This window comes from Streptomyces sp. NPDC088254, assembly GCF_044740925.1.
In the GTDB taxonomy this organism is placed as follows: Bacteria; Actinomycetota; Actinomycetes; order Streptomycetales; family Streptomycetaceae; genus Streptomyces.
The window spans coordinates 398,345-414,859 of record NZ_JBIURQ010000009.1 but is presented as its reverse complement, the minus strand read 5'-3'; the positions used below and the strand labels follow the sequence as shown (position 1 = coordinate 414,859).

Below are 16,515 nucleotides of genomic sequence, written 5' to 3'. Positions count from 1 at the left end.
GCCGGTGAGGACTACGGCAGCGCCAGCATCCGCTCCAGGGCCAGCTTCGCGAAGGCCTCCGTCTCCTTGTCGACCTCGATGCGGTTGACCAGCTTGCCCTCGGCCAGGGACTCCAGGGTCCACACCAGGTGGGGCAGGTCGATGCGGTTCATGGTCGAGCAGAAGCAGACCGTGCGGTCGAGGAAGACGATCTCCTTGCCCTCGGGAGCGAAACGGTTCGCCAGCCGCCGCACGAGGTTCAGCTCGGTGCCGATCGCCCACTTCGATCCGGCCGGGGCGGCCTCCAGGGCCTTGATGATGTACTCGGTCGAACCGACGTAGTCCGCCGCGGCCACGACCTCGTGCCGGCACTCGGGGTGGACCAGCACGTTCACACCGGGTATGCGGGCGCGGACGTCCTCCACCGACTCCAGGCTGAAGCGGCCGTGCACCGAGCAGTGGCCCCGCCACAGGATCATCCTGGCGTTCCGCAGCTGCTCGGCGGTGAGCCCGCCGTTCGGCTTGTGCGGGTTGTAGACCACGCAGTCGTCCAGGGACATGCCCATGTCGCGGACGGCGGTGTTGCGGCCCAGGTGCTGGTCCGGCAGGAAGAGCACCTTGTCGCCCTGCTCGAAGGCCCAGTCCAGGGCCCGCTTCGCGTTCGACGACGTGCAGATCGTGCCGCCGTGCTTGCCGGTGAACGCCTTGATGTCCGCGGAGGAGTTCATGTACGACACCGGGACGACCTGCTCGGCGACGCCCGCCTCGGTCAGCACGTCCCAGCACTCGGCGACCTGCTCGGCCGTGGCCATGTCGGCCATGGAGCAGCCGGCGGCGAGGTCGGGCAGCACGACCTTCTGGTCGTCGGAGGTGAGGATGTCCGCGGACTCCGCCATGAAGTGCACACCGCAGAACACGATGTACTCGGCGTCGGGGCGCGCGGCCGCGTCCCGGGCCAGCTTGAAGGAGTCTCCCGTGACGTCGGCGAACTGGATGACCTCGTCGCGCTGGTAGTGGTGCCCCAGGACGAAGACCTTGTCCCCGAGCTTCTCCTTGGCGGCGCGGGCCCGCTCCACCAGGTCCGGGTCGGACGGGGAGGGCAGGTCGCCGGGGCAATCGACGCCCCGCTCGCTCTTCGGGTCGGCCTCCCGGCCGAGCAGCAACAGGGCGAGGGGAGTCGGCTGTACGTCGAGCTCCGGGGTTGGGGCGGTGGTCACGGCACGCACCCTTTCTACTTTTCGTCGAACTGACGTTATCTATGATAACCCGCTTCACGTCACTTTGACGATGGTCATTGCGTCGATGTGACGTGAATCCCTGACCCACCCGGGCGGACACTGTGCGCTCCCACGCGTGTGTGCGAGCATGAAGGGCAGAGGGGCGCGGTGAAGAGCGGAACACGACTCGTTCGGGCCCCTCGGCCCGGAATGAATCCGCGGCCCCGTCGGTTGCAACCGTCGGCAAGCAGTCTCCGTACAACCCGGGAGAGATGTAGATGTCCGTATCGGACGAGACCAGCACCGTCACCGACGGCATCATCCTGACCGACGCCGCCGCGTCGAAGGTCAAGGCCCTGCTCGACCAGGAAGGCCGTGACGACCTCGCCCTGCGCGTGGCCGTCCAGCCCGGCGGCTGCTCCGGCCTGCGCTACCAGCTCTTCTTCGACGAGCGGTCCCTCGACGGCGACGTCGAGAAGGACTTCGACGGCGTCAAGGTGGTCACCGACCGCATGAGCGCTCCCTACCTGGGCGGCGCCACGATCGACTTCGTGGACACGATCGAGAAGCAGGGTTTCACGATCGACAACCCGAACGCGACCGGTTCCTGCGCCTGCGGCGACTCCTTCAGCTGAGCCGTACCGGACGACGGGAAGGCGGCGGCCCCTCTTGCGGGGGTCGCCGCCTTCCGCGTTCCGTACGCCGGCCGCCCGTCACGGCAGCCGCGCGCCCGGCTTCTCCAGCGGGACCGGCTTGCCGTCCGAGCCGACCACGGTCCGGCTGCCGAGCGGCTCGTCCAGCGTCACCGTCTTGTGGAACACCTTGGCGATCTTGATGCAGACCTTGTCCGGCCACGGCGTCGCGGTCACGGTGACCTCGACCTGGTCGCCGCGCTCGGTCGCCGCCGCCGTGTAGTCGGCGCACACCCCGCCGGTGAAGGCGACCGTCAGCTCCCGCCCCTCGGCGGTGTAGCCGTCGACCTTCACGTCCTGCGTCGTCGCGCCCGAGGTGGCCGCGCCGGACGGGCTCGCCGTCGCGGGCCCGCCCAGGTACTCCGGCTCGACGGCCGGATGCGTCACCGTGTACGTGCCGTCCCCGGCGCCCCGCACCTCGAACAGCCACGACGGCACCAGGACCTGCCGCCCGCCGGAGGAGTGCGGGGCCAGCCCGAACACCGCCTCCTCGACCGTCACCGTCTGCTTGCGCGTCTGCTTCCCCGGCATGTCGGCCGACGGGGCGCACGGGCTCGCCAGCCGGTCCTCCCTGCCCTGCGGACGGCCGTCCAGCGGGGCCGAGGTGGCGCAGCCGCCGATGCCCATCCGGTGGTCGGTGCCGGGCGCGGCGTTCATCCGGTCCAGCGTCTCCCGCGCGCTCAGCACGGGGTACGAGTCTCCCTCGGCCGGCGTCTTCAGCTGCCCGTTCCCGGAGACGACCTCGCCCTGCCCGTTGACGGTGACGCCGGTCGTCCAGCCGTAGGTGGGCAGACCGCCGAACTCGGCGTCGGCGTTCACCATCCGCTGGGCGCCCGCGACCTGGCTCGCGTCGATCTCGGCGTCGCTCTGGCCGACGGCGTTGAGGACCGGCTCGGCCGCCTTCTTCGCCGCCTCCTCGCTCACCGGAGCGCCGGTCGCGGAGCCCTGCGCGCAGACGGCGGCGCCGCTCTTGCAGGAGTCGGTGCCGGGGGCGTACCGGTTGAACGTCCACAGGCCGGGCGCCTGCTTCTCCACCCGCAGCACCGGACCGGAACCGTCCGTCCCGGCGCCGACCTTCCAGCTCTGCCCCTCGGTGACCGGCGTCCCCTTCACCCCGAGCGCGGCCGCCAGCCGGGCCACCTCGGCCTCGCTGACCGCGCCCTTCGCCCAGTACACGGGCGCGGAGTCGGGACCGTCCGGGAGGGTGCCCTCGGCGCGGTAGACCACCCCGTAGGGGTTGGGCTCACCGGGGGCGATGCCGTTGCCACCGCTTTCGCCGGCGTTGCCCGAGGGAGCGGTGGCCGCGTTGTAGTCGTCCAGCACGAGCGCGGGCGGCGCTCCGTCCTTGGCGGAGGACCCGGCCGTCGACTCGCCGCCGCCCCCGCCGGCCGCGTTGGCGGCGAGATAGGCCCCGCCGCCGCACACCAGCAGCACGGCCGCGGCGACCGCGGCCACGACGGCGGGCGACCGCCGCCGCCCGCTTCGCGCCCCACCCGCCACGGGCCCCACATCCCCGAGCTCGCCCCCGGCGACTGCGGCGCCGTCAGCGGGTTCGGAGGCCGGGGCGCGCTTCGCCTCGGGCGAGCCGGCGGCGGTCGCCGCGGCCGCGGACTCGGCCGCCGCGCCAGACTCCGCGACAGCACCCGCGTCGACCTTCGGCTCGGCGTCGGCCTTCGGCTTGGCGTCGGCCTTCGGCTCGGCTTGGGCGTTCGGCTCGGCTTGGGCGTTCGGCTCGGCGTCGGCCTTCGGCTCGGCTTGGGCCTTCTGTTCCGCCTCGGCTTCCGGCTTCGGGGCCGCGTCGGCCTTCGGCTTCGGCCCGGCGTCGGCCTTCGGCTCCGCTTCCGCCTTGGCCTCCGCCTCGGTCTCTGCCTCGACCCCTGCCGCGCTCTCTTCCGCCGTGTCGGTTTCCGTCGCGTCGGCCGTCACGGGCTCGGTCCCGTCGACGGGCTCCGCCGTCTCCGTCTCCGGTGTGGCCCCGTCCTCCGGTCCGCGTGCGGCGTCGTCGTTGTCGGGTCGCTCGGTGTTCACCGCATCGCTCCTTCGGCTGCGCTGTCGTACCTCACATCCCCTTTACGGGGGACAGCGATGGGACGCAGCGGGGGAGCGCACGGTTCCCCCACGCGCTCCGACCGAAGGATCAGCCACCCGAACGGCCCAGAAGGCCGGGGGCGGTCTCAGTTCCCGTACTCGGGCATGGCCTCAAGGAGCCGGGCCGACGTGGCCGGTACGGTCACCCCGTGCAGCAGGGAGAGCGGAACCGGCCGGGAGGCGCTCCGCTCCGGGGCCGCCCAGTGCGGCGTCATCCGCGCGCAGTCGCCCCGCAGCGAGGCCAGGCCGCCGTCCAGGTCGCCGGCGAGACCGGCGGTGGAAGAGGGCGCCGGAGCGGGCGCGTACGCCTTGAGGTTCGTCATAGCGGCACCGTACGCACGGGGGTGCGAGCGAAGAAAGATCTACTATCGGGTAGTTTCTCAGGCTTCGACGACGGCGGTCGACCGGGTAGCGTGAACTGTCAATCCCGCTCCCCACACAGGAGAGTCCACGCCGTGCGCATCGCAGTCACCGGCTCCATCGCAACCGACCATCTCATGACGTTCCCCGGCCGCTTCGCCGACCAGCTCGTCGCGGACCAGCTCCACACGGTCTCGCTCTCCTTCCTGGTCGACCAGCTGGACGTACGGCGCGGCGGGGTCGGCGCGAACATCGCCTTCGGCATGGGCCAGCTCGGCACCGAGCCGGTCCTGGTCGGCGCCGCCGGCTCCGACTTCGACGACTACCGGGCCTGGCTCGACCGGCACGGCGTCGACACCGAGTCGGTCCGCATCTCCGAGACCCTGCACACCGCCCGCTTCGTGTGCACCACCGACGCCGACCACAACCAGATCGGCTCGTTCTACACCGGCGCGATGAGCGAGGCCCGCCTCATCGAGCTCAAGACGGTCGCCGACCGCGTGGGCGGTCTTGACCTGGTGCTGATCGGCGCCGACGACCCGGAGGCGATGCTCCGCCACACCGAGGAGTGCCGCGCCCGCTCGATCCCCTTCGCCGCCGACTTCTCCCAGCAGATCGCCCGTATGAACGGCGAAGAGATCCGGATACTGCTGGACGGCGCGACGTACCTGTTCTCCAACGAGTACGAGAAGGGCCTCATCGAGTCCAAGACCGGCTGGAGCGACGAGGAGATCCTCGCCAGGGTGGGCCACCGTGTCACCACCCTCGGCTCGCGCGGTGTCCGCGTCGAGCGGGCCGGCGAGACCCCGATCGAGGTCGGCTGCCCCGCCGAGGACCGCAAGGCCGACCCGACCGGCGTCGGCGACGCCTTCCGCGCCGGCTTCCTCTCCGGCCTGGCCTGGAACGTCTCCCTGGAGCGCGCCGCCCAGATCGGCTGCATGCTCGCCACCCTCGTCATCGAGACCGTCGGCACCCAGGAGTACCAGCTGCGCCGCGGCCACTTCATGGACCGCTTCGCCACGGCCTACGGCGACGAGGCGGCGGCAGAGGTCCGCAAGCACCTCGGCTAGGACACTTCAGGAGACCCGGCGGACCAGGTATGCCGTACCCCGGTCCGCCGGCTCCTCGCCCGCGTACTCCTGGCCCCGCATCTCGCACCAGGCCGGGATGTCCAGCCGGGCCGCCTCGTCGTCGGACAGGACGCGCACCGTCCCGCCGACCGGCACGCCCCCGAAGGCCTTCGCCAGTTCGATGACGGGGACCGGGCAGCGCTTCCCGAGCGCGTCCACGACCAGTTCCCCCCGCCCGACGCCGGCGGCGGCGGTCGCCGACGGCGCCCCCAGCTTCTCCCGCACCTCCGCCACCACCCCCGGCAGCACGGCGAGGAACCGCTCCACGTCCTCCTCCGCTGTCCCCGCTGGCAGCGACACCCGCACGTTCCCCTCGCTCAGCACCCCCATCGCCCTCAGCACATGGCTGGGCGTCAGCGTGCTGCTGGTGCACGACGACCCGGACGACACCGAGAACCCCTCCCGGTCCAGCCCGTGCAGCAGCGCCTCCCCGTCCACGTAGAGGCACGAGAACGTGACGGTCCCGGGCAGCCGGCGCTCCGGATCCCCGACCACCTCCACATCGGGCACCAGTCGCGGCACCCGGGCCCGGATCCGCTCCGTCAGCTCCCGCAGCCGGGCCGCCTCGGCCACCGCCTCCGCCCGCACCGCCCGCAGCGAGGCCGCCGCGGCGACGATCGCCGGAAGATTCCCGAACCCGGCCGCCCGCCCCGACTCCCGCTCGTCCACCGGCCCCCGGGCCACGAACCGCACCCCCTTGCGCACCGCCAGCAGCCCCACCCCGGGCGGCCCGCCCCACTTGTGCGCGCTCGCCGTCAGCAGCGACCAGGGGCCCGGCACCGGCCCCCACCCGAGCGACTGCGCCGCGTCCACCAGCAACGGCACCCCCGCCGCCCGGCACACCTCGGCCACCTCGGCCACCGGCTGCTCGGTCCCCACCTCGTGATTGGCCGACTGAAGGCAGGCCAGCGCCGTGTCGGAACGCAGCGCCTCCCGGTACGACCCCACGGTCACCGCCCCCGACCGCTCCACCGGAACCCGGGTCACCGAACCGCCGTCCGCCTCGAACGCCTCCGCCGAATGCAGTACCGAGGAGTGTTCGACGGCTGACACGATCAGGTGGCGTCCGACCCGCCGCCGTCCCGCCAGCGCCCCCGCGACACCGCTGTGCACGGCCTGCGTCCCGGACGACGTGAACACCAACTCGTCCGCCCGGCAGCCCACCGCCTCGGCCGCCGCCTCCCGAGCGGCGTCGAGCAGCAACCGAGCCCGCCGCCCCTCCCGATACAACCGCGAAGGATCAGCCCACCCTTCATCCAAAGCAGCCAACAGCCCCTGCCGGGCAACGGGATGAAGGGGAACAGCGGAACCAGCGTCGAAGTAGGCCACACGTCAACGCTAAGCGTCCCGAAGGGGCGCGGGGAACTGCGCGATCAACCACCACCGGGCCCGCACACGCCGAACAAGCCGCGATTCCCGGGCTGTCAGGCGCCTGTCCCCACCCCTTCGGGGTCGCCCCCGGCGCGTATGCCACCCTCCCCGCGAACCCCCGGAGGGCGTCGGCTAGGGTTTGGTCCGCATAAACATCCAAACCCCTGCCCGACGCAGGGCGGCGACCGACCAGCGAGAAGGCCGCAGCCAACCGCGCGGGCGAGACTCTCGGGAAGGCGCTACGTGAGTCCCAACGGCTCCGACCGCTCGCCGCGGCGCCCGATGCGGCGGAAGCTGCTGCAGGCACTGACCGCGGGCCTGGTCCTTGCGACCGCAACCGGTTGCACATGGAAGGACTTCCCCCGCCTTGGCATGCCCACCCCGACCACGGAAGAGGCTCCGCGGATCCTCTCCCTGTGGCAGGGATCGTGGGCGGCCGCGCTCGCCGTCGGCGTGCTGGTGTGGGGCCTGATCCTGTGGAGTGCGATCTTCCACCGGCGCAGCCGCACGAAGGTCGAGGTACCTCCGCAGACCCGTTACAACATGCCCATCGAGGCCTTGTACACGGTGGTCCCGATCATCATCGTCTCGGTGCTGTTCTACTTCACGGCCCGGGACGAGTCCAAGCTCCTCAGCCTGGAGGAGAAGCCCGACGTCACGGTCAACGTGGTCGGCTTCCAGTGGAGCTGGTGCTTCAACTACATCCAGAACGTCGACGGTTCCACCGGTGACGCGAAGACCGACGAGAACCTGGCCGCGATCCCGGACAGGTACAAGAAGGACTTCCCGGCCGACGCGGGCGGCGTCTACACCTGCGGCACCCCCGGTGAGCGGAACCCGCAGACCAACAACCCCGGGCCGACCCTCTGGCTCCCCGAGGGCAAGACGGTCCGCTTCGTCCTCACCTCGCGGGACGTCATCCACTCCTTCTGGGTGGTGCCGTTCCTGATGAAGCAGGACGTCATCCCGGGCCACACCAACGCCTTCCAGGTGACCCCCAACCGGGAGGGCACCTTCCTGGGCAAGTGCGCCGAGCTCTGCGGCGTCGACCACTCCAGGATGCTGTTCAACGTGAAGGTCGTCTCCCCCGAGCGCTACGAGCAGCACCTCAAGGACCTCGTGAAGAAGGGGCAGACCGGTTACGTTCCGGCTGGCATCGAGCAGACGAGCCACGAGAAGGAACGGGAGTCGAACATCCTGTGAGCATCCTCAACGAACCCCAGGGTGCCGCGGCAGCGGGGTCCCACTACCAGGACGAGCTGCCGGTCCGGCGCCAGCGTCGCGGTGAAGTGGTCGTCAAGTGGCTGACCACGACCGACCACAAGACGATCGGCACGCTGTACCTGGCCACGTCGTTCGCGTTCTTCATCATCGGCGGCGCCATGGCTCTCCTCATGCGCGCCGAGCTGGCCCGTCCGGGCCTGCAGATCATGTCGAACGAGCAGTTCAACCAGGCGTTCACGATGCACGGCACGATCATGCTGCTGATGTTCGCGACGCCGCTGTTCGCCGGCTTCGCGAACTGGATCATGCCGCTGCAGATCGGCGCGCCCGACGTGGCGTTCCCACGGCTGAACATGTTCGCCTACTGGCTGTACCTGTTCGGCTCGCTGATCGCCGTCGCCGGCTTCCTCACGCCGAACGGCGCCGCCGACTTCGGCTGGTTCGCCTACGCCCCGCTGTCGGACGCGATCCGCAGCCCCGGCATCGGCGCCGACATGTGGATCATGGGTCTGGCCTTCTCCGGCTTCGGCACGATCCTCGGCTCGGTCAACTTCATCACCACGATCATCTGCATGCGCGCCCCCGGCATGACGATGTTCCGTATGCCGATCTTCACCTGGAACGTCCTGCTGACCGGTGTCCTGGTCCTGCTGGCCTTCCCGGTGCTGGCGGCTGCGCTGTTCGCCCTGGAGGCGGACCGCAAGTTCGGCGCCCACGTCTTCGACGCGGCCAACGGCGGCGCCCTGCTGTGGCAACACCTCTTCTGGTTCTTCGGACACCCAGAGGTGTACATCATCGCCCTGCCGTTCTTCGGCATCATCTCCGAGGTCATCCCGGTCTTCTCCCGTAAGCCGATGTTCGGCTACATGGGCCTGATCGCCGCGACGATCTCCATCGCCGGCCTGTCCGTGACCGTGTGGGCGCACCACATGTACGTCACCGGCGGTGTGCTGCTGCCGTTCTTCTCCTTCATGACGTTCCTCATCGCCGTCCCGACCGGCGTGAAGTTCTTCAACTGGATCGGCACGATGTGGAAGGGCAGCCTGTCCTTCGAGACGCCGATGCTCTGGGCCACCGGCTTCCTGATCACCTTCACCTTCGGTGGTCTGACCGGTGTCATCCTGGCCTCGCCGCCGATGGACTTCCACGTCTCCGACTCGTACTTCGTGGTGGCGCACTTCCACTACGTCGTCTTCGGCACCGTCGTCTTCGCGATGTTCTCCGGCTTCCACTTCTGGTGGCCGAAGTGGACCGGCAAGATGCTGGACGAGCGCCTCGGCAAGATCACCTTCTGGACGCTGTTCGTCGGCTTCCACGGCACGTTCCTGGTCCAGCACTGGCTGGGCGCCGAGGGCATGCCCCGCCGGTACGCCGACTACCTGGCGGCCGACGGCTTCACCGCCCTGAACACGATCTCGACGATCGCCTCGTTCGTGCTCGGCCTGTCGATCCTGCCGTTCCTCTACAACGTGTGGAAGACGGCCAAGTACGGCAAGCCGGTCGGCGTGGACGACCCGTGGGGCTACGGCCGCTCCCTCGAGTGGGCGACCTCCTGCCCGCCGCCGCGGCACAACTTCCTCACCCTGCCGCGGATCCGCAGCGAATCCCCGGCGTTCGACCTGCACCACCCGGAGATCGCCGCGCTCGAGCAGCTGGAGTACGCCGACCACGGCACCGGCGCCATCGCGGGCAGCAAGGAGGCCGGCAAGTGAAGATCCAGGGCAAGATGTTCATCTGGCTGAGCGTCTTCGTCCTCGCCATGGCGGTCGTCTATGGCGTGTGGTCGAAGGAGCCGGCCGGCACCACGGCCCTCTTCCTGGCCTTCGGCCTGTGCATCATGGTCGGCTTCTACCTGGGCTTCACCGCCCGACGGGTCGACACCGGCGCCCAGGACAACAAGGAGGCGGACGTCGCGGACGACGCCGGCGAGCTGGGCTTCTTCAGCCCGCACAGCTGGCAGCCGCTGTCCCTGGCCATCGGCGGCGCCCTCGCCTTCCTGGGGGTCGCGGTCGGCTGGTGGCTGCTGTACTTCGCGGCACCCGTGATCCTCGTCGGCCTGTTCGGCTGGGTGTTCGAGTACTACCGCGGTGAGAACCGCACGCAGTGACACCCGGCGGCGCCCGGCATGAGGCACCGCACCGGCCGCTGAACGCGGCAGAGCCCGGACACTCCGCAAGGAGCGTCCGGGCTCCTGCGTTCGCCGCAACGAGTGTCACCCGTGCGTGTCTCTCAGCGCGCCGCCGTTGACACGGCTTCCTAGCGTGATCCACATGAGCCATGCACCCCGCCCCCGCCCCCACCCCCGTACCGTCGTCGGCTGCACCCTGCTGGTGATCGCCCTGGCCGAGGGCGCCGTCGCCTGCGGCCAGGACGACAACCCCCTGGCCGCGCGCCCCTACGACGCCACGGACCAGATCGCCTTCAACGGGCCCACCCGCGAGGCCGAGAAGGCCGACCCGGACAAGCCCCTGGAGATCACCGCGCGGGCCGCGGACGGCCGTATAACGGACGTCACCGCCCTCGACGCGACCGGCCGCTACATAGCCGGCGAGCTGTCCGCCGACGGCGCCCGCTGGCACAGCACCGAGCCGCTCGCCGCCGACGCCCGCTACACGGTCCGCGTCAGCACCGAGGACGAGGACGGCGCCCCCGGCCGCCGCGTCCTGTCCTTCGTCACCGGCAAGCCCGCCGACAAGAAGCGCCTGACGGTGGCCTTCGGCCCGCAGGCCGGCACCTACGGCGTCGGCCAGCCCCTCACCGCGGAACTGAGCCAGCCCGTCAAGGACCCCGCGCAGCGCGCCCTCGTGGAACGGGCCCTCAAGGTCGAGTCGCAGCCCGCCGTCCAGGGCGGCTGGCACTGGGTCGACGACAAGCAGCTCCACTACCGCCCGCAGGAGTACTGGCCCGCCCACGCCACGATCCGGGTGCACAGCAACCTGGACGGCATCAAGATCGGCGACCGCCTCTGGGGCGGAGCCGGCAAGGACCTCTCACTCACCATCGGTGACCGCGTCATCGCCCTCACCGACGCCGCGTCGCACACGCTGACGCTCACCAAGAACGGCGAGGAGGTCAAGCGGCTCCCGGTCACCACCGGCAAGCCCGGCTTCGAGACCCGCAACGGGATCAAGGTCGTCCTGGGCAAGGAGTACTTCGTCCGGATGCGCGGCACCAGCATCGGCATCCCCGAGGGATCCTCGGACTCGTACGACCTGCCCGTCTACTACGCCACCCGCGTCACCTGGAGCGGCGAGTACGTGCACGCCGCCCCGTGGTCGGTGGGCTCCCAGGGGTACGCCAACGTCAGCCACGGCTGCACCGGCATGAGCACCGCCAACGCCGCCTGGTTCTTCGACCACGTCCGCCAGGGCGACGTGGTGCAGGTCGTCAACAGCAACGGCCGCACGATGGAGACCTTCGGCAACGGCTTCGGGGACTGGAACGTCGACTGGAAGAAGTGGACCGAGGGCAGCGCGTTGACGGCCGACGCGCACAAGACGCAGCCCGACACCACCCGCCTGCGCCCGACGGCCGTCTAGACGGCCTCGAAGCCGCCCAGGGCCGGCCGGACGGAAGGCACCCGGAGCAGCTCAGGGCATCTCGGAGCCGCCGAGAGCATCCCACAGCCACCCAAAGCCGCTCGGGCCGCTCAGCGCCCCCTCAGGCGCTCTGCAGCCGCTTCTCGCGCAGCAGGGCGGCCAGCGCCGCCGCGAACTCCACCGGGTCCACCGGCAGCGTCACCGCCGCCTCCGCCCGGCTCCAGGTGGCCAGCCAGGCGTCCTGCGGCCGCCCGATGAGCAGCAGCACCGGCGGGCACCGGAACACCTCGTCCTTGATCTGCCGGCACAGCCCCATGCCCCCCATGGGCACGGCCTCCCCGTCCAGGACCACGACGTCGACCCCGCCCGCGTCCAGTTCCTTCAGCACCGCCGCGTGCGTCGCGCACTCGATGAACTCCACGACGGGGGAGTCCGGCGCGGGCCGCCGTCCGGTCGCCAGCCGCACCTGCTCCCTGGTCCGGGCGTCGTCGCTGTAGACCAGCACCGTGGCGGTCGCCTGCATGGTTCCTCCGCGTCATTGGAGTGGAACTTCCGGGTACCGATGGGGCGGATGCTACTCCCCTGAAGACCACGTCAACACCTGTCGGAACACCCCCGTGGTGGGCCATCCGGGCACTCCACACGGTACGGACACTCCGAACGGCACCCCCGGGAGTGAGGGCGAGATAAGCGACCGACATAATGTCGGTCGTGGCGACAGCAACGACAGTAGATACCGGGCACGCGCACCCGTCGGTCAACCGGCCGAACCTCACCAGCGTCGGAACCATCATCTGGCTGAGCTCCGAGCTGATGTTCTTCGCGGCCCTCTTCGCGATGTACTTCACCCTGCGATCGGTGACGGGTCCAGAGTTCTGGAAGGAACAGGCCGCAGCCCTGAACTTCCCGTTCTCGGCGACGAACACCACGATCCTGGTGCTCTCCTCGCTCACCTGCCAGCTCGGCGTGTTCGCCGCCGAGCGCGGTGACGTGAAGAAGCTCCGGGGCTGGTTCATCGTCACCTTCATCATGGGTGCGATCTTCATCGGCGGTCAGGTGTACGAGTACACCGAGCTGGTCAAGCACGAGGGCCTCTCGCTCTCGTCCAACCCCTACGGCTCGGTCTTCTACCTGACCACCGGCTTCCACGGCCTGCACGTGACGGGCGGTCTCATCGCCTTCCTGCTGGTCCTCGGACGCACCTATGCGGCCAGGAGGTTCACCCACGAGCAGGCGACCGCCGCGATCGTCGTGTCCTACTACTGGCACTTCGTCGACGTCGTCTGGATCGGCCTCTTCGCCACGATCTACATGATCAAGTAGCCGGGGCCCGCACCCGCACATTCCAGAAGCATCGACGCAGAAGATCCTGACACCGGGGTAATCCGTGAAAAAGCTCTCCGCACGACGACGCCATCCGCTGGCGGCGCTCGTCGTCCTACTCCTCGCGCTGGCATGCACCGGGGGGCTGTACGCCGCGTTCGCACCCGCGAGCAAGGCGCAGGCAGATGAAACCGCCCAGTCCCTCGCCATCGAGGAGGGCAAGAAGCTCTACGCCGTAGGCTGCGCCAGCTGCCACGGCACCGGCGGTCAGGGCACCTCCGACGGTCCGAGCCTCGTGGGCGTGGGCGCCGCCGCCGTCGACTTCCAGGTCGGCACCGGCCGTATGCCCGCGGCGACCTCCCAGGGCGCCCAGGTGCCGAAGAAGAAGGCCGTCTACACGCAGGCCCAGATCGACCAGCTGGCCGCGTACATCGCCTCGCTCGGCGCCGGCCCGTCCGTCCCGACCGAGGCCGAGTACGGTCCGGAGGGCGCGGACATCGCCAAGGGCGGTGAACTGTTCCGCACCAACTGCGCGCAGTGCCACAACTTCACCGGCAAGGGCGGCGCCCTGACCCGGGGCAAGTACGCCCCCTCGCTCGAGGGCGTGAACCCGAAGCACATCTACGAGGCCATGCAGACCGGCCCGCAGAACATGCCCTCCTTCCCCGACACCACGCTGTCGGAGCAGAACAAGAAGGACATCATCGCGTACCTGAACGCGGTCAACGGAGATGAGACGGAGAGCCCCGGCGGTCTCGAACTGGGCGGCCTCGGGCCGGTCAGCGAGGGTCTGTTCGGCTGGATCTTCGGTCTCGGCGGACTGATCGCCGTCGCCGTGTGGGTCGCCGCCCGGACCGCAAAGGCCAAGAAGTCATGAGTAGCCAAGACATTCCAGAAGAGAACCTGCCCGCTGAGCAGGACGCCCGCCACGGCGCGGTGAGCGTCGCGGACGAGCAGCACCCGTTCGCGGACCCGGGGCTGCCGCCCCACGAGCACCGTGTCCAGGACATCGACGAGCGGGCCGCCAAGCGGTCCGAGCGTACGGTCGCCCTCCTGTTCACGCTGTCCATGCTGGCCACCGTCGGCTTCATCGCCTCGTACGTGACGATCCCGCACGACAAGTCGATCTTCGTGTTCCCGATCGGTCACATCAACGCGATGAACTTCGCGCTGGGCCTGACCCTCGGCACGGCCCTGTTCAGCATCGGCGCCGGCGCGGTCCACTGGGCCCGCACGCTGATGTCGGACGAGGAGGTCGCCGACGAGCGTCACCCGATCGAGGCGAGCCCCGAGGTCAAGGCCAAGGTCATGGCCGACTTCAAGCAGGGCGCCAAGGAGTCCGCGCTCGGCCGGCGCAAGCTGATCCGCAACACGATGTTCGGCGCGCTGGCCCTGTTCCCGCTCTCCGGCGTCGTGCTGCTGCGCGACCTCGGCCCGCTGCCCGGGGACAAGCTGCGCCACACGCTGTGGGGCAAGGGCAAGCTGCTCGTCAACATGAACACCAACGAGCCGCTGCGTCCCTCGGACGTCGCGGTCGGCTCCCTCACCTTCGCCAAGCCGGAGGGTCTGGAGGAGACCGACCACGACTTCCAGAACGAGATCGCCAAGGCCGCCCTGATGATCGTCCGCATCCAGCCGGAGAACATCAAGGACAAGCGCGAGCTCGAGTGGTCGCACGACGGCATCGTGGCGTACTCGAAGATCTGCACCCACGTGGGCTGCCCGATCTCCCTGTACGAGCAGCAGACGCACCACGTGCTGTGCCCCTGCCACCAGTCCACCTTCGACCTGTCCGACGGTGCCCGAGTGATCTTCGGCCCGGCCGGTCACGCCCTGCCGCAGCTGCGCATCGGTGTGAACGACGAGGGCTACCTCGAGGCGCTCGGCGACTTCGAAGAGCCCGTCGGTCCTGCATTCTGGGAGCGCGGATGAGCAACAAGGACGACCGCCGCAAGGCGCCCGCAGGTGAGCGGGTCGCCGACTGGGCCGACGGTCGGCTGGGGATCTACTCCCTGGCCAAGGCCAACATGCGCAAGATCTTCCCGGACCACTGGTCCTTCATGCTGGGCGAGATCTGCCTCTACAGCTTCATCATCATCATCCTCACGGGTGTGTATCTGACGCTGTTCTTCCACCCGTCGATGAACGAGGTGGAGTACCACGGCTCCTATGTCCCCCTCCAGGGACAGCTGATGTCCGAGGCGTTCAACTCGACCATGCACATCTCCTTCGATGTGCGCGGTGGTCTGCTGATCCGGCAGATCCACCACTGGGCCGCGGTGATCTTCCTCGCCGGCATGTTCGTGCACATGATGCGCGTCTTCTTCACCGGCGCGTTCCGCAAGCCGCGTGAGATCAACTGGCTGTTCGGCTTCCTGCTGTTCGTCCTGGGCATGTTCACCGGTTTCACCGGCTACTCGCTCCCGGACGACCTGCTCTCCGGCACCGGTGTCCGCTTCACGCAGGGCGCGATCCTGTCCATGCCGATCGTCGGCACGTACATCTCGATGTTCCTGTTCGGCGGGGAGTTCCCGGGCGGCGACTTCGTCGCGCGGTTCTACTCGATCCACATCCTGCTGCTGCCGGGCATCATGCTCGGGCTCGTGGTCGGCCACCTGATCCTGGTCTTCTACCACAAGCACACGCAGTTCGCGGGTCCCGGCCGCACCAACAACAACGTCGTCGGCATGCCGCTGCTGCCGGTCTACATGGCCAAGGCCGGAGGCTTCTTCTTCCTGGTCTTCGGCGTCATCGCGGCCATCGCCGGCATCGCGTCCATCAACCCGATCTGGGTGCTCGGCCCCTACCGTCCGGACCAGGTGTCCACCGGCGCCCAGCCCGACTGGTACATGGGCTTCGCCGAGGGCCTGATCCGCGCCATGCCGGGCTGGGAGATCAACATCTGGGGTCACACGCTGGTCCTGGGCGTGTTCATCCCGCTGGTGCTCTTCGGTCTGTTCCTCGGTGTGATCGCCCTGTACCCGTTCATCGAGTCCTGGGTCACCGGCGACAAGCGCGAGCACCACATCCTGGACCGTCCGCGCAACGCCCCGACCCGCACGGCCTTCGGCGTCGCCTGGGTCACCGGCTACATGATCATGCTGATCGGCGGTGGCAACGACATCGTCGCCACCCACTTCCACCTGTCGATCAACGCGGTCACCTGGTTCGTCCGGATCGGCTTCTTCGCCGGACCGGTGCTGGCCTTCGTGGTCACCAAGCGGATCTGCCTCGGCCTCCAGCGCCGCGACAAGGACAAGGTGCTGCACGGCCGTGAGACCGGCACCATCAAGCGCCTGCCGCACGGTGAGTTCATCGAGGTGCACGAGCCGCTCAGCCAGGAGGCCCTGTACACGCTCACCGCGCACGAGCAGTACCAGCCCGCCGAGATCGGCCCCACGGTCGACGAGAACGGCGTCGAGCGCAAGGTGAAGCGTTCCGAGAAGGTCCGCGCCAAGCTGAGCAAGGCGTACTACGGCGAGGAGAACCAGATCGCCAAGCCGACCGTCGAGGAGTACCGGGAGATCACGAGCGGCCACGGCCACCACTGATCACTGCGTCGCCACACCACACTGAAGGGCCCCGTCCGCTG

The 16,515-nt window shown here is 69.5% G+C and carries 15 protein-coding genes; 10 read left to right on the top strand and 5 right to left on the bottom strand.

Going from position 1 to position 16,515, the window contains the following annotated elements:
* Positions 1-11 precede the first annotated feature (11 nt).
* On the bottom strand, positions 12-1,196 hold the full coding sequence (gene nadA, locus ACIOC0_RS26930; protein WP_402158165.1) for a quinolinate synthase NadA: 1,185 nt from the start codon (positions 1,194-1,196) through the stop codon (positions 12-14).
* 278 nt (positions 1,197-1,474) lie between these two features.
* Between nadA and erpA the strand changes: the two genes are divergently transcribed.
* Positions 1,475-1,831: an iron-sulfur cluster insertion protein ErpA gene (gene erpA / locus ACIOC0_RS26925; protein ID WP_130437147.1), complete on the top strand. Its 357-nt coding sequence runs from the start codon at positions 1,475-1,477 to the stop codon at positions 1,829-1,831.
* Positions 1,832-1,909: 78 nt separating this feature from the next.
* Here the strand turns inward: erpA and ACIOC0_RS26920 are convergent, their stop codons facing one another.
* The gene (locus ACIOC0_RS26920) at positions 1,910-3,916 is read right to left on the bottom strand and encodes a hypothetical protein (RefSeq protein ID WP_402158164.1); all 2,007 of its coding nucleotides are present in this window, start codon (positions 3,914-3,916) and stop codon (positions 1,910-1,912) included.
* A 146-nt stretch (positions 3,917-4,062) separates the two neighbouring features.
* Entirely contained in the window at positions 4,063-4,299 is a 237-nt protein-coding gene (locus tag ACIOC0_RS26915) for a hypothetical protein (protein WP_402158162.1), read from the bottom strand.
* A gap of 132 nt (positions 4,300-4,431) precedes the next feature.
* On the opposite strand from ACIOC0_RS26915, the gene ACIOC0_RS26910 reads away from it, so the two are divergent.
* Positions 4,432-5,406: a carbohydrate kinase family protein gene (locus ACIOC0_RS26910; protein WP_351093303.1), complete on the top strand. Its 975-nt coding sequence runs from the start codon at positions 4,432-4,434 to the stop codon at positions 5,404-5,406.
* 6 nt (positions 5,407-5,412) lie between these two features.
* On the opposite strand, the gene ACIOC0_RS26905 is transcribed toward ACIOC0_RS26910, so the two are convergent.
* A complete protein-coding gene (locus ACIOC0_RS26905; protein ID WP_402158159.1) occupies positions 5,413-6,795 on the bottom strand; it encodes a cysteine desulfurase/sulfurtransferase TusA family protein in 1,383 nt (460 codons plus the stop codon).
* Between the two features lie 285 nt (positions 6,796-7,080).
* Between ACIOC0_RS26905 and coxB the strand changes: the two genes are divergently transcribed.
* The 4 genes from coxB (at position 7,081) to ACIOC0_RS26885 (ending at position 11,600) form a co-directional block, all read left to right on the top strand.
* A complete protein-coding gene (gene coxB, locus ACIOC0_RS26900; protein WP_402158158.1) occupies positions 7,081-8,040 on the top strand; it encodes a cytochrome c oxidase subunit II in 960 nt (319 codons plus the stop codon).
* Entirely contained in the window at positions 8,037-9,773 is a 1,737-nt protein-coding gene (ctaD, locus tag ACIOC0_RS26895; protein WP_402158156.1) for a cytochrome c oxidase subunit I, read from the top strand. Before coxB ends, ctaD begins: the two co-directional genes overlap by 4 nt.
* Positions 9,770-10,168 (top strand): cytochrome c oxidase subunit 4, encoded by a 399-nt coding sequence (locus tag ACIOC0_RS26890; RefSeq protein ID WP_130437153.1) that lies wholly within the window; start codon positions 9,770-9,772, stop codon positions 10,166-10,168. The genes ctaD and ACIOC0_RS26890 overlap by 4 nt, the downstream gene beginning before the upstream one ends.
* A 163-nt stretch (positions 10,169-10,331) precedes the next feature.
* Positions 10,332-11,600: an Ig-like domain-containing protein gene (locus ACIOC0_RS26885; RefSeq protein WP_402158154.1), complete on the top strand. Its 1,269-nt coding sequence runs from the start codon at positions 10,332-10,334 to the stop codon at positions 11,598-11,600.
* A 121-nt stretch (positions 11,601-11,721) separates the two neighbouring features.
* Here ACIOC0_RS26885 and ACIOC0_RS26880 read toward each other — a convergent pair whose 3' ends face one another.
* Positions 11,722-12,123 (bottom strand): hypothetical protein, encoded by a 402-nt coding sequence (locus tag ACIOC0_RS26880; RefSeq protein WP_130437155.1) that lies wholly within the window; start codon positions 12,121-12,123, stop codon positions 11,722-11,724.
* A gap of 179 nt (positions 12,124-12,302) precedes the next feature.
* Between ACIOC0_RS26880 and ACIOC0_RS26875 the strand changes: the two genes are divergently transcribed.
* From ACIOC0_RS26875 to ACIOC0_RS26860, 4 genes are all read left to right on the top strand, one after another.
* On the top strand, positions 12,303-12,923 hold the full coding sequence (locus ACIOC0_RS26875) for a heme-copper oxidase subunit III (protein ID WP_402158153.1): 621 nt from the start codon (positions 12,303-12,305) through the stop codon (positions 12,921-12,923).
* Between the two features lie 64 nt (positions 12,924-12,987).
* Complete coding sequence (locus ACIOC0_RS26870) at positions 12,988-13,800, top strand: c-type cytochrome (protein ID WP_402158152.1); 813 nt, start codon at positions 12,988-12,990, stop codon at positions 13,798-13,800.
* Positions 13,797-14,855: a Rieske 2Fe-2S domain-containing protein gene (locus ACIOC0_RS26865; protein WP_402158150.1), complete on the top strand. Its 1,059-nt coding sequence runs from the start codon at positions 13,797-13,799 to the stop codon at positions 14,853-14,855. Before ACIOC0_RS26870 ends, ACIOC0_RS26865 begins: the two co-directional genes overlap by 4 nt.
* Positions 14,852-16,474, top strand: a complete 1,623-nt coding sequence (locus ACIOC0_RS26860; protein ID WP_402158148.1) for a cytochrome bc complex cytochrome b subunit — start codon at positions 14,852-14,854, stop codon at positions 16,472-16,474. Before ACIOC0_RS26865 ends, ACIOC0_RS26860 begins: the two co-directional genes overlap by 4 nt.
* Positions 16,475-16,515 lie beyond the last annotated feature (41 nt).